The sequence below is a fragment of the Streptococcus sp. IsoGale022 genome (assembly GCF_031142805.1).
Taxonomy (GTDB): domain Bacteria; phylum Bacillota; class Bacilli; order Lactobacillales; family Streptococcaceae; genus Streptococcus; species Streptococcus sanguinis_A.
In genome coordinates, this window is sequence record NZ_JAKZJI010000016.1 from 1 (window position 1) to 12,641 (window position 12,641).

14 protein-coding genes, 1 pseudogene and 1 riboswitch are annotated in these 12,641 nt (G+C 42.3%); of the genes and pseudogenes, 2 read left to right on the top strand and 13 right to left on the bottom strand.

The annotated features are described in order from the left end of the window. Positions 1 to 463: 463 nt before the first annotated feature. The 9 genes and pseudogenes from RG608_RS08535 to RG608_RS08575 form a co-directional block, all read right to left on the bottom strand. Positions 464 to 1,240 carry an ABC transporter permease gene (locus RG608_RS08535; protein ID WP_268687215.1) on the bottom strand — a complete coding sequence of 259 codons (777 nt, stop codon included), beginning with the start codon at positions 1,238 to 1,240 and terminating at the stop codon, positions 464 to 466. Continuing rightward, positions 1,227 to 2,180, bottom strand: coding sequence for an ABC transporter ATP-binding protein (locus RG608_RS08540; protein WP_268687216.1), 954 nt, complete (start codon positions 2,178 to 2,180; stop codon positions 1,227 to 1,229). Before RG608_RS08540 ends, RG608_RS08535 begins: the two co-directional genes overlap by 14 nt. Continuing rightward, positions 2,180 to 2,776, bottom strand: coding sequence for a TetR/AcrR family transcriptional regulator (locus RG608_RS08545; RefSeq protein WP_374989836.1), 597 nt, complete (start codon positions 2,774 to 2,776; stop codon positions 2,180 to 2,182). The genes RG608_RS08540 and RG608_RS08545 overlap by 1 nt, the downstream gene beginning before the upstream one ends. A 239-nt stretch (positions 2,777 to 3,015) precedes the next feature. Then, the gene (locus tag RG608_RS08550; RefSeq protein WP_268687217.1) at positions 3,016 to 3,567 is read right to left on the bottom strand and encodes a class I SAM-dependent methyltransferase; all 552 of its coding nucleotides are present in this window, start codon (positions 3,565 to 3,567) and stop codon (positions 3,016 to 3,018) included. Continuing rightward, positions 3,561 to 4,508: a TIGR01212 family radical SAM protein gene (locus tag RG608_RS08555; protein WP_125402445.1), complete on the bottom strand. Its 948-nt coding sequence runs from the start codon at positions 4,506 to 4,508 to the stop codon at positions 3,561 to 3,563. The genes RG608_RS08550 and RG608_RS08555 overlap by 7 nt, the downstream gene beginning before the upstream one ends. A gap of 59 nt (positions 4,509 to 4,567) precedes the next feature. Next, positions 4,568 to 4,876 carry an MGMT family protein gene (locus RG608_RS08560; protein ID WP_268687218.1) on the bottom strand — a complete coding sequence of 103 codons (309 nt, stop codon included), beginning with the start codon at positions 4,874 to 4,876 and terminating at the stop codon, positions 4,568 to 4,570. A gap of 95 nt (positions 4,877 to 4,971) precedes the next feature. Beyond that, entirely contained in the window at positions 4,972 to 5,622 is a 651-nt protein-coding gene (locus tag RG608_RS08565) for a phosphatase PAP2 family protein (protein ID WP_268687219.1), read from the bottom strand. Next, positions 5,612 to 6,169 carry an ECF transporter S component gene (locus tag RG608_RS08570; RefSeq protein ID WP_268687256.1) on the bottom strand — a complete coding sequence of 186 codons (558 nt, stop codon included), beginning with the start codon at positions 6,167 to 6,169 and terminating at the stop codon, positions 5,612 to 5,614. Before RG608_RS08570 ends, RG608_RS08565 begins: the two co-directional genes overlap by 11 nt. Before the next feature lie 131 nt (positions 6,170 to 6,300). Beyond that, positions 6,301 to 6,450: riboswitch (FMN riboswitch) on the bottom strand. A gap of 116 nt (positions 6,451 to 6,566) precedes the next feature. Continuing rightward, positions 6,567 to 7,071: pseudogene (locus RG608_RS08575) on the bottom strand (tRNA (cytidine(34)-2'-O)-methyltransferase). A gap of 341 nt (positions 7,072 to 7,412) precedes the next feature. Between RG608_RS08575 and trkA the strand changes: the two are divergent. Next, positions 7,413 to 8,762 (top strand): Trk system potassium transporter TrkA, encoded by a 1,350-nt coding sequence (gene trkA, locus RG608_RS08580; protein ID WP_268687221.1) that lies wholly within the window; start codon positions 7,413 to 7,415, stop codon positions 8,760 to 8,762. A 4-nt stretch (positions 8,763 to 8,766) separates the two neighbouring features. Next, a complete protein-coding gene (locus tag RG608_RS08585; RefSeq protein ID WP_268687222.1) occupies positions 8,767 to 10,206 on the top strand; it encodes a TrkH family potassium uptake protein in 1,440 nt (479 codons plus the stop codon). Between the two features lie 184 nt (positions 10,207 to 10,390). On the opposite strand, the gene yidD is transcribed toward RG608_RS08585, so the two are convergent. From yidD to RG608_RS08605, 4 genes are read right to left on the bottom strand one after another with little or no spacing between them, the layout of a single operon-like run. After that, positions 10,391 to 10,657: a membrane protein insertion efficiency factor YidD gene (gene yidD, locus RG608_RS08590; protein ID WP_268687223.1), complete on the bottom strand. Its 267-nt coding sequence runs from the start codon at positions 10,655 to 10,657 to the stop codon at positions 10,391 to 10,393. Beyond that, a complete protein-coding gene (locus RG608_RS08595) occupies positions 10,654 to 11,382 on the bottom strand; it encodes a pseudouridine synthase (RefSeq protein WP_125353167.1) in 729 nt (242 codons plus the stop codon). The genes yidD and RG608_RS08595 overlap by 4 nt, the downstream gene beginning before the upstream one ends. After that, a complete protein-coding gene (gene scpB, locus RG608_RS08600; protein WP_002894610.1) occupies positions 11,369 to 11,938 on the bottom strand; it encodes an SMC-Scp complex subunit ScpB in 570 nt (189 codons plus the stop codon). Before scpB ends, RG608_RS08595 begins: the two co-directional genes overlap by 14 nt. After that, complete coding sequence (locus RG608_RS08605) at positions 11,931 to 12,641, bottom strand: segregation/condensation protein A (protein ID WP_268687224.1); 711 nt, start codon at positions 12,639 to 12,641, stop codon at positions 11,931 to 11,933. The genes scpB and RG608_RS08605 overlap by 8 nt, the downstream gene beginning before the upstream one ends.

The window sequence follows — 12,641 nt, forward strand, 5'->3', positions numbered from 1 at the left end:
AATTGAATAGAAGAATTTTTAAAACAGTAAATCACAAAGGTTTACTGTTTTTTGCTCATTTTGAGAAGTCATAACCACCCGTGAAAACAAGTGACTTGTACACCGGCTATAAGCAATTTCCCTCCAGCGACATCTAAAGAAGTTCGCTGAACATTGTTCGGGGCAATGCTATGTTCGTTTGACTAATGCCCGTAAAAACAGGCTTTTATCTTATTCTAAAACTGCCATCTGAGAACGGTTTGACACTTAACTTATCAAAGACAAGGTCATTTTTTCCCAATCACGTATATTAGAAACTATCTTTTCATTTAGGCCAACGATATTCACATAGTCCCCTCTCCCCCAAAACTTTCGATTGTCATAATATAACCCCTCTTGTTTTTCAATCTGAACAGGAGGGGTTGTTTTGAATGGAAATGAATAAGACTTAGTTTCGTGTTATTAGCATTTTCATCACTTCATTTTAATCGTAATCAGCATACCTCCACCAAGCTATTGTTGTGATAAGACCTAGAATACTTACCCCAAATAAACTGACAATGCTCCCAAAATTCAATAATGCTTTTCCTGCAATACCACTTGCGAGTGCAGGAATCGCCCATGGAATATACTTCCCAAAGTTAAGAGCAGAACCAAGCTGAGAAAAAATAATAGTAAAAATGATAAATGCCAATGGAGACAAATAGCCCCGGCCTAAACAAGCAAAAAATGCTACTGGAGTAGAGAGTATGATCGTAAGAGTAGTACAAAAACCAAAAGTAAGTATACCTTTGAAAATCACCGTTAAGTTCCCACCATCAAGTCCAATCAGATTGCCAGCTAATAATCCCAATAAAAGTGCAAAAATTGATAGAATATAGCTCCATAGAGCGATAACGATAAATTTGGATAATACGATTGTATCTCTTTTTATCGGGAGTGCTAATAGGTCTATCATAGTTTTATCAGAATATTCTCTACCAAAAACCCAAGATGCTGTAAATCCAAAAATGAGCAATCCCCCAACAGAAATGACTTGTGATATGGTCATTAAGTATGACGACCAGTCTGTTATCCTCATCATTTCCATTTTTGCAGAAATCAAACCAAGATTTTTGAAATTCTCTGGATATTTCATCATAGTTGCAAACAACCCAACAATAAAAGGAACTAAACAGATAGAACAAGCAGTTACGATGGAAAGTTTTGATTTTATTAACTTTCTCCATTCAATTAAAATACAGGAACTAAGCTTTTTCATTCGAAACACCTCTATTATAGTCATTCAGTATTCTTAAGAAATAATGCTCTAAATCTTCTTTCTCAACAGCCAGCGATTTGGGCGGATAACCTGCATTAACTAGCAATGTAGCAATTTCTTCCGGATATTCCACAGATTTTGTATCAATTAGTTCTAAGAAATTGATATTATTTTCTGTGTCTGATTGGATGCTCACCTGATAGCCATGGTTAGATAATACTTCTTTCATGGCCTTATTATTAGAGCCACTTACTAGTAACTTCTTTTCTAAGTACTGTTCTAATTCATTACTTTCAACTTCTCTTATAAGTCTGCCCTCATGTATAATGACTATTCTAGTAGCAATTTTAGATATTTCTTCCAGATTATGACTTGAAATAAGAACAGTTGTACCTAGATTATTCGCCAATTCCTTTAATAGCTCTCTCACTTCAATAACTCCAAAAGGGTCTAATCCATTTGTTGGCTCATCAAGAATTAGGATTTTAGGTTTATGAATAATCGCTTTTGCAATTCCTAAACGCGCAACATTTCCTAAAGAAAGATGCTTCTCCTGTTTATGTTCATATTGCTTTAGTTTTAATTTTTCAATTACCCAGTCAATATTATCTTTATTAACCCCTCTTAATTTACTAACGATTTCTAAATTTTCTCTCACAGTTAAGTCTGGATAAGAATAAGGTGTCTCAATAATATAGCCTATTTCATTTCGAAGTTCTAAATTACTCAGGTCTAACTTTTTTCCTTGGATATAACATTCTCCTGATGTAGATTTTATCAATCCTAGCATCATTCTCATCGTCGTTGTTTTCCCTGCACCATTCAGTCCTAAAAAACCTACTATTTCACCACTTTTTATTGATATATTCAAGTTGTTGACAACATTTTTTGTTCCATATCTTTTAGAAAGGTTTGCGGTTCTAATTGCTTCTTTCACCATTACCTATCCTCCTTAGTAATTTGCACAACAATTCCTTGTATGACTAACTTCAATGTAGTATCAAATTGTTCTTCACCGATTTCCTCGATGTGTAATATAGTCATAGCAATCGTTCTAAATAAAGCAGAGACGATTTCTACCGATACATTTTCTCTAATGTTGATTCGGGATACAATTTTTTTAACCATCCTATCATCTATCAGATGATGATTTGTTATCGCCTCTTTTGGTAATTTTCTTACGAGTAATTCCATTTCATGATTTTTAAATATGGTATACATAAATGAATAGCGAAAATCTTGATAAAAATCATAAAGTAACTGTACCAGACGATTTGTATCTATCTTGACTTCCATACCTAATTGTTCAGTCAGGCGATTCATAACATCTATTTGATATTCTTCTAAGACCGTAAAAAATAACATTTCTTTTGAAGAATAAAAATTATAAAAAGAACCTTTGGAAATATCTACCATTGCTGCCATCTGGTCTACAGTGGTTTTCTTAACCCCATATCTTTGAAGGCATTCCTTTGCAACTGTATGTAATTTCTTTCTAATTACTTCTTTTTCTTCGCTAGTAAAAGCAGTAGCCATAACTTCCTCCTGAAAACGCTGTGACATTTTTTGATTTTACAGTCATAGATTATCATATAAACTGAAAAATGTCAAAGGTCTTATATCTTCTTTGTAAGAAAATATAAGACTTTAAATTTACACACATCATAATTCCCTTCTTTTAGACCTAATTATTTGATTTTCACGATTTAAAAAATAAGGATACAGTACTGAAAGCTTCTATTATCTGGCTTTTCTCTCTGTATCCTTATTGTATATCAAGTTTCTTCTCTCAACTTCTCAATCATGACCAAGAAAGGTGGATGGTTAATCTGATTGATGGTCTTGTAGAGGGCAACGGTGAAGTCCTGCTGGGGCAGCTGAGTGACAAAGTCAAGCACCGCATCTTTTTCAACTTCGCCACCTTCATGCCCGTAGTAAATCATGATAGCTGCGCGGCCTCCTTTTTCTAAGCCCCGGCAGACCTTTTCCAAAGCTTCCAGTGTCGTATCGGGTCGGGTAATGACAGACTTGTCCGCCGAGGGCAGGTAGCCAAGATTAAAAATAGCGGCCTTGAAATGGTCTGTGTATTGGTCTAGAGTCTCATGGCCAGCCAAGATTAGCTGGGCATTGTCCAAATCCGCTTCTGCCAAGCGCTGGCGGGTCTTTTCCACAGCCTGCTCCTGAATGTCAAAGGCATAGATTTGCCTGGCCAACTTAGCTAGAAAAAGGGTGTCATGCCCATTCCCCATAGTAGCATCCACCACGATATCTTCCTTGGTCACCACTTCTGCCAAAAAGGCATGGGCCATCTGCAATGGTCTTAACATACGAATCTCTGCTCCTTTGCTTTACAGCCTTGCTTGCTGCCACGACGACGCATTTCTGCCTCAATGGCATTGAGAACTTCCCATTTATTGAGGCTCCACATGGGGCCAATCAACATATCCCTTGGAGCATCGCCTGTGATACGGTGGATGACGATATGCTCGGGGATAATCTCCAGTTGGTCGCAGACGATGGAGACATATTCCTCTTGACTGAGCAGCTGCAGCCGCCCCTCATGATAATCCCTCTGCATACGGGTATTAGTCATCAAGTGAAGCAGGTGGAGCTTGATTCCCTGAATGTCATTATCCGTCACGCAACGGCGGACATTCTCCAGCATCATCTCATGGGTTTCGCCCGGCAGGCCATTGATCAAGTGAGAGACAATCTCCGCCTTGGGGGCTTGCTTACGAACTCGCTGGACCGTCTCCACATAGAGCTCATAAGAATGGGCACGATTGATGAGGTCCGAAGTCTCCTCATAGGTAGTCTGAAGCCCCAGTTCCACGGTCACATGCATACGCTCGGATAAGTCAGCCAAGTAGGCTATGGTCTCATCAGGCAAACAATCCGGCCTAGTTCCGATATTGAGTCCAACGACACCCGGCTCGTTAATGGCTTGCTCATAGCGCTCACGGATTACTTCAAGCTTCTCATGGGTATTGGTGAAGTTCTGGAAATAGACCAGATACTTGCGAACATCAGGCCACTTGCGGTGCATAAAGTCAATTTCCTTATAGAACTGCTCGCGAATGGGCGCATCCGGCGCCACAATAGCATCACCAGAGCCCGAAACGGTACAGAAAGTACAGCCTCCATGCGCTACCGTACCATCCCGATTGGGACAGTCAAAGCCCGCATCAATAGGCACCTTAAAAGTCTTTTCTCCAAAAAGTTTGCGATAATAATCATTCAAAGAATTGTAAGATTTCATACCTTTCATTCTACCACAAAAAGGGCTATAACAACAAAAATTCCCTCTTTCACAAGGAAAGAAGGAAATCATCGTTCCCACTGATAACGCTTGAGATCTACACAGCCATTGGCTTTCAAGTCCACTCCTTCCGCCCAGAGCAAGTGTCTCTGGTCTTCCCAGCCAGGTGCGAGGCGCCCTGCTGCATTGACTACCCGATGGCAAGGATGTTTGCCACCATAAAGTTCCGATTGACTGAGAATCTTTCCCACCAAGCGGGCATTTTTTGGCCGACCAATCAAACGAGCAATCTGACCATAGGTCGCCACGCGCCCAGAGGGAATGCTATCTACTAATGCTAAAACAGCATCTATGATTTCTTGATTCAAATTGGACATTCTGACCTCCTAATCTTGTTTGCCCCTATCTTAAAGAAAGGGATTTTCTTTGTCAGGACAAAAAGGCCAGCAAAGCCAACCTTTCTCATCTATATTTATTTCTGCTTTCCTTTGAAACGCCACTGAAAACGCAGCTTGTCATAAAAGGGAAATTCGATATTGAGGATGGCAAAGCCCATCAAGGCTCCTCCGATAACATCTGTCGGATAATGCACGCCCAGATAGACTCTGGATGCCATAACAGTGAAGATATAGACCAGGAGCAGGCCTTGTGCCAAGCGCTTGATTTTTTGGTTTTGAATCCGTTGCTGAGCGATAATAATCAAGGTTCCAAGAACAATGGCTGTCGCCATGGAATGTCCGCTCGGGAAAGAATAACCACCCTCTTCGACCAAATGCGAAATACTGGGCCGACTTCTGTGGTAAACGAGTTTAATCAGCTTAATCAAAATCCCATGTAAGACCAGATTTCCCGCTAGCAAGGCAGCCTCCAGCTTCCATTTTTTGTAAAGGAAAAAAAGGACAAGAGCTGAAACCCAGATGATAATCCCCATCGGATCAATCACACTGGTTACAAGTTTGAAAAAAGTCGTCAAAGCTGCAGGTAAGTCTCCCCGAAGCCAGGTCTGAATCGGGGTGTCAAAGCTGGCCAGCTGCTCAGGATAAAACTTGACCATGTAGCCTAGCATGACGAAAAGTAAAAGGGCAAAAGAGCCCTTTGTTAGATAAGATTGTTTATTTTTCATAGCGTTTTAGGACGGGCTGCAAGAGCGTGTAAATTAGCCAAAAGACAGCAGCCCAGATCACTCCTTCTAATAGGTTAAAAGGGACAATCATAGTCAGCAGATACTTGGAAAGACCAAATGCTTTATTAATATCAAAACCAGCAAACCTCGCATAGAGAGGAACTGCATAAATAACATTTAAAACGATCATAGTAATCGTTAGACCAAGTGTTGCTGCCAAAGAAGCCTTTACATAGTCAAACAAGCTCTTCCTTTTTTTCCATAAAAGTGAAAAAACAGAAACAAAGACAGCTACCGCTAGTATATTCATGGGTAGACCGATTAGAGTACCTATACCATGATTATTCAAAGCTAGCTTTAAGACAGAGCGAATCAAGAGCACTGCCAGAGAGCTTTTTAAATCCAAGACGACCAAAGCCAGTAAAATCGGAATAATTGAAAAATCCAACTTTAAAAACTCGGTTATCAAGGGAATCTCATAAAGCATGAGTAGAAATGATAGAGCAGATAAAACTGCTACAATCGCCAATTTACGAGTATTTGTCATCACAGGTTCCTCCAATTTATAAAAATTAGAGAAGCCGGAAAGGCCACTGAAAAAAGCTTGTCAGCTAATGATTATTTAGTATAAGGCTCAGCCCTTAAATAAAGATTAAACGGCAAGATTGCTTCACTGCCTCTCGTCTTCTCCCATCCAGACTATACTGTCGGTTGTGGAATCTCACCACATCAGCTTGCGCTCGCGGACTTGATTTGGCATTGAGAAAAAACATTTTCCAGCCAAAAGTTACCGCCGGTCGGGAATCTCACCCTGCCCTGAAGACATCATTATCATAACAAAAAAAGCCTGCCAGAGCAAGCATCTTGATTGATGTAATTAAAAGCGTTTCAACAGCAGTGTTCTATCAATCAGGAAAATTTACTGCTTAGATACACTCATTCCGCTACTTCAGCTTGTCCACTTCATACTCATGTACCAAATCTAAGCCAGCAAAATTCTGCTGACGCAGGGCTTCATAGGCAATCATGCAGACAGCATTCGATACATTAAGGCTGCGGACATGCTGGTCGTTCATAGGAATACGCAGAGCCTTTTTCTGGATGGCGACGCATAAATTCTTCTGGCAGCCCCTTGTCCTCACGACCAAACATAAAATAGTGCGAACCTTCTGCTGCAAAGTTTTCCTCAGAATAAACCTTCTCCGCAAACTTAGAAATTAGGTAAAGACGGCCGTCCATCTGCTCCATAAAATCGTCTAAACTCTCATAATAGGTGATATCCAGCTTATCCCAATAGTCCAGCCCCGCCCGCTTCATCTTGCGATCATCAATGGGAAAACCCATGGGCTTGATGATGTGAAGCGGTGAATTAGTCGCGGCGCAAGTACGGGCAATATTGCCGGTATTCTGCGGAATCTGAGGCTCAAAAAGAACGATATGATTTTTCATAATAAAAATATTTTTCCTAGTATTTTTCTTTAGATAAAAAAATAGCCACACTGCCCGGAGTCAAGCTCAGCAAACAGCGTGGTTAAGGCTTCATTAACTTACATCACAACAGGTTTGAGGTAAACCAATGAAGGTACTCATTTAGTATAACACTTTCAGCCTACAAGTCAATAAAAACGGCTCAAAAAATTCTAGTTTTTTTTAAATTTTCATAGGAAGATACCATTTTTGTAAAAAAATATTCGGAATTCTATAAATAACTAGACTATTCTGTATTATATAGATGAAATTTAAATGAAAAAAGAGTATGATAGATACATACTTTGGAGGAATCTAAACTTATGAAAATTATCGTTGTTGGCGGCGGGAAGGTCGGAACGGCCCTCTGTCGCTCCTTAGTGGCTGAAAAACATGATGTTATCCTGATTGAGCAGGATGAGGCTGTTCTCAACCAGATTACCAAACGCTATGATATTATCGGTATTGCTGGCAATGGTGCCAACTTTAAAATCCTAGAACAGGCAGATGTTGGGCACTGTGACATTTTCATCTCTATGACCGAGCATGATGAGGTCAACATGGTTTCAGCGGTTCTAGCCAAGCGGATGGGGGCTAAAGAAACTATCGTCCGAGTGCGCAATCCTGAGTATTCCAACCCTTACTTTAAAGAGAAGAACATTCTGGGCTTCTCGTTGGTGGTCAATCCTGAGCTCCTAACTGCTCGCTATATTGCTAATAACATTGACTTCCCTAATGCTCTGTCAGTAGAGCACTTTGCCAATGGGCGAGTAGCACTGATGGAGTTCAAACTCAAGGAAGACAGCAATCTCTGCCAGATGAATATTTCCCAGTTCCGTAAGAAATTTGGAAATATCATTGTCTGTGCTATTGAGAGAAAAGGGCACTTGGAAATTCCTGACGGTGACTTCACTTTGGAGGCCGGAGACAAGATCTATGTAACAGGTAACCGCCTAGACATTGTTCAATTCCACAATATGGTACGCCCTAGAGTGGTTAAGAGCCTGATGATTATCGGGGCAGGCAAGATCGCTTATTACCTGCTCAACATTCTCAAAAACAGTAAAATTGAGCTTAAAATCATTGAATCCAACCGTGAGCGGGCAAACTTTTTCAGTCAGGAATTTCCTGATCTCTATGTAGTCCATGGAGATGGTACTGCCAAGGACATCCTGCTGGAGGAACGCGCCAACAACTTTGATGCTATCGCTACCTTGACTGGTGTGGATGAAGAAAATATCATCACTTCCATGTTCCTTAATAATCTAGGTGTACAGAAAAACATCACCAAGATTAACCGGACTAGTTTGTTGGAAATCATTGATAACCAAGATTTTGCCAGCATCGTGACGCCTAAAGGTATCGCTGTTGATACCATTATGCACTTTATCCGCGGTCGCTACAATGCTCAATTCTCTAACCTAGAAGCTCTGCACCATGTAGCCAATGGCCAAATCGAAACCTTGCAGTTCCAAATCAAAGAAGAAAACAAGATGACTGGTATTCCTCTGTCTCAGCTTCATCTGAAGAAAGATGTCCTGATTGCGGCCATTATCCGTCAAGGCAAAGCCATCTTCCCTACCGGTGATGACAACCTGCAAGTCGGAGATAAGATTATCGTTACCACTCTGCTGCAAAATATCACGCAGATTTATGATCTGTTAGCGAGGTAGGCCCATGAATAGATCTATGATTCGCTACCTGCTGGCAAAATTACTACTGATTGAGGCGGCACTGCTGATTGTGCCCATTATCGTAGCTCTAATCTACGGTGAGCCCTTAAAAATCTTTCTCTCTATCGGGGCGACCATGGCCATCCTGCTAGTTTTAGGTGGCATAGGCTCTTATTTTAAGCCCAAGGACCTACATATCTACGCCAAGGAAGGTGTACTAATTGTAGCCCTTTGCTGGATTCTCTGGTCCTTCTTCGGAGCCCTGCCCTTTGTTTTTTCCGGGCAGATTCCAGACGTTATTGATGCTTTCTTTGAGATCAGCTCTGGCTTTACCACCACGGGAGCGACTATCCTTAACGATGTCGGCGTTCTCTCCCATTCGCTGCTCTTCTGGCGCAGTTTTACCCACTTAATCGGAGGAATGGGAGTGCTGGTCTTTGCCCTAGCTATTATGGACAATGCTAAAAATGGTCACTTGGAGGTCATGAAAGCAGAGGTACCTGGACCAGTCTTTGGCAAGGTTGTGTCCAAGCTCAAGAGTACGGCTCAGATTCTTTACATCATCTATCTAGCTCTCTTTGCTATTTTCGCCTTGCTCTACTTCCTAGCTGGCATGCCCCTCTTTGACAGTCTCGTCATTGCCATGGGAACTGCTGGCACAGGAGGATTCACCGTTTATAATGACGGTATCGCCCACTATAATAGCTCACTGATTACTTATCTGGTCAGCTTTGGAGTTTTAGCTTTCGGGGTCAACTTCAATCTCTACTATTACTTGCTGATTCGTAAGTTTAAAACTTGCTTTGAAGATGAGGAGCTCAAGGGCTATCTCTGGATTGTATTTCTTTCCACAGCCTTGATTGCCTTTAATGTCTTCCATCTCTATCAAGGCTTTGCCAAGAGCGTGGAGATTTCCTTCTTCCAGGTAGCCAATGTCATCACAACAACTGGATTTGGCTATGGCGATACAGTCAAATGGCCGCTCTTTTCTCAGGTTATCCTGCTCCTGCTCATGTGTATCGGGGGCTCAGCTGGATCAACTGCTGGGGGATTCAAGGTTATTCGGGGGATTATTATTTCCCGCATTGCTAAAAATCAGATTCTATCTACCTTATCACCTAATCGCGTCCTGACCTTGCATGTCAATGGTGCGGTCATTGACAAGGATACCCAGCATAAGGTACTGAAATACTTAGCTGTTTATATCTTGATTGTTCTAGCTCTCATTTTCATTGTCAGCTTGGATAATGATAATTTCATGACGGTTGTCAGCGGGGTTCTCTCTTGCTTCAACAATATTGGCCCCATGATTGGGACGACAGATAATTTTTCTATCTTTAGTCCTTTTTCTAAACTGCTGCTAGCCTTTGCTATGATTGGCGGTCGCTTGGAAATCTACCCGATTCTCCTGCTCTTCCTGCCTAAGACTTGGTCTAGAAGATAGGAAACATTCGGAAAATATAGATATATATAAAAGAGGCTGGGACAAAAGTCCTAGCCTCTCAATTGTCTTTGGATTGTCGAGCAAGACGCAGTGGTTGAGTGGGCTCTACTACGCTGATTTAATCAGCTTTTACAGCCCTACTCAACTGTGCGGAGGTGGGACGACGAAATCGAATTCTAACGAATTACCGATTTCTGTCCCACTCTCTTTTTCTTGAATTATTTCTTCTCAAACTGAAATGTTCTGGTACAGGGTCTTCGCCCGGCTGAGACCAAGGATGGCAACGGAGAATTCGAGCCAAACCCATCAAAACTCCCTTGGCTCCATGCTTCTGGATAGCTTCTATCATATAGTTAGAGCAGGTGGGCCGAAAGCGGCAAGATGGAGGGAAAGCAGGCGATATGAAGCGTTGATAAAAGCGGACAGGAGCAATAAGCAGTTTCTTTATCATTTCTTGGTCTTGGTTACAGCCAGTGTATGCAGCTGGCTGACTTCTTTTTTATTGAGCTTACGATACTCACCAGGCTTGAGGCCAGTTAAGTCCAAATGACCAAATCGAGTTCGTGAAAGCTTATCTACTTGCAATCCGACCGCCTGGAACATCTTCTTGACCTGATGGTTACGACCTTCGTGGATTGTCAGCTGAACGACCGAGCGATTTTTCGCCGGATCAACCTTGATAATCTCATAAACCGCTGGCTTGGTTTTGCGCCCCTCTATCTCAATACCGCGAGTCAGAGGACGAAGAACTTCTTTATTGGCCAATCCTTTGACACGGGCCACATAGACCTTGTCAATCTCATTGCGGGGATGAATCATCTCGTCGGTAAAATCTCCGTCATTGGTCAGAATGAGAATACCAGAAGTATCCCAGTCCAAACGACCGACCGGATAAATTCGCTCCTTGACCTGAGGCAAGAGCTCCACGACTGTCTTACGTCCCTTGTCATCACTGACAGAGGAAATGACCCCACGCGGCTTATTGAGGAGGTAATAAACCTTCTCTTCGTTGTAGATAGGTTGGCCTTCTACTTCCACGCGGTCGCCAGACTTGACGTTCGTCGCCAGCTCACGTACCACTTGGCCGTTTATACTGACCTTCCCCTGCCTGATTAGCTCTTCTGCCTTACGGCGGCTGGCTATCCCAGCATGAGCGATGTATTTATTGATTCTCATCGATATCTGTCCTTTCAATAAAGAGCTGGCTTTCTTCAGCAACTAGCTCTGTTTCTTCGACAATCGGTAGCTCATCTAGGTGATTGATCCCCATATAGTCTAAGAAATAATCCGTTGTCACATAGAGATTTGGCCGGCCAATGACCTCTTTTTTGCCATCCTCTCGAACCAATTCAAAAGCCAAGAGCTTGGCCAAAGCACCGCTGGAATTAACCCCGCGGATGTCATCTATTTCTACCCTTGTAATCGGCTGCTTATAGGCAATGATAGACAAGGTCTCAAGGGCCGCCCGCGACAGACTTTGATTGATCGGCGCCCGTGAATAGGCCCGCAGAATCTCAGCAAACTCTGGCTTAGTGACTAGTTTATAAGTCTTTGAGGTTTCCAGTAGGGTCAGGCTAGAGTCTGGATTGGCTTCATATTGCTCAGCCAACTTCTCCAAACTCTGAATAACCCCGGTCGGCGGCAAAGAAAGGATTTCTGCCAATTGATGAACCTTGAGTCCATCTTCTCCCGCCACAAAAAGCAGGGCTTCAATCTCTGCTAACTTACTCATTTCCTCTTCCTACTAAATAAATATTTCCAAAATTTTCTTCCTGAATGACTTGCACTTCCTGCACCTTGACCAATTCCAATGTCGCCAGAAAGAGAGTGATAATTTCATTCATATCCTTGGTCTCTGCAAAAATCTCCTGCAGAGCCAGACGGCTCTTACCAGCACAACGCTGACGCACCACTTCCATCATGTCCTCAATCTTGTACTCGTCTCGCACAATGGTTGTATGGCTCTTAGAAAACTCCTCTTGCTTCTTGGCTATAACCTTGGAAAAAGCCAAGAAAAGATCAATCGTTGACTTGTCATGCAGGAGCTCAGCATCCTCATAAACCAGCTCTAGCTTAGGCTTAGAATAATAAAGCGCTCGGTCATCATGCTGGAGCGACATTTTCTCACCTAAGAGCTTGAACCTGCGGTATTCCTCAATCTGGCTCAAGAGGTCTTGCTCCAAATCATCTTCCAGCTCAGCATTATCTGCTACCTTAGGCAAAAGCTTGCGGCTCTTAATCAGCATGAGCTGGCTTGCCATGACCATGTACTCGCCCGTCACTTCCAGCTTCATGGCCTGCAAGGTGGCCACATAAGCCAGATACTGCTCGATGACCTCCGTAATGGGCACATCATAAATATCCACCTGGTACTTAGATACGAGGTGGAGCAGCAGGTCCAACGGGCCTTCAAAATCTTTTAGTTTGATATCCAT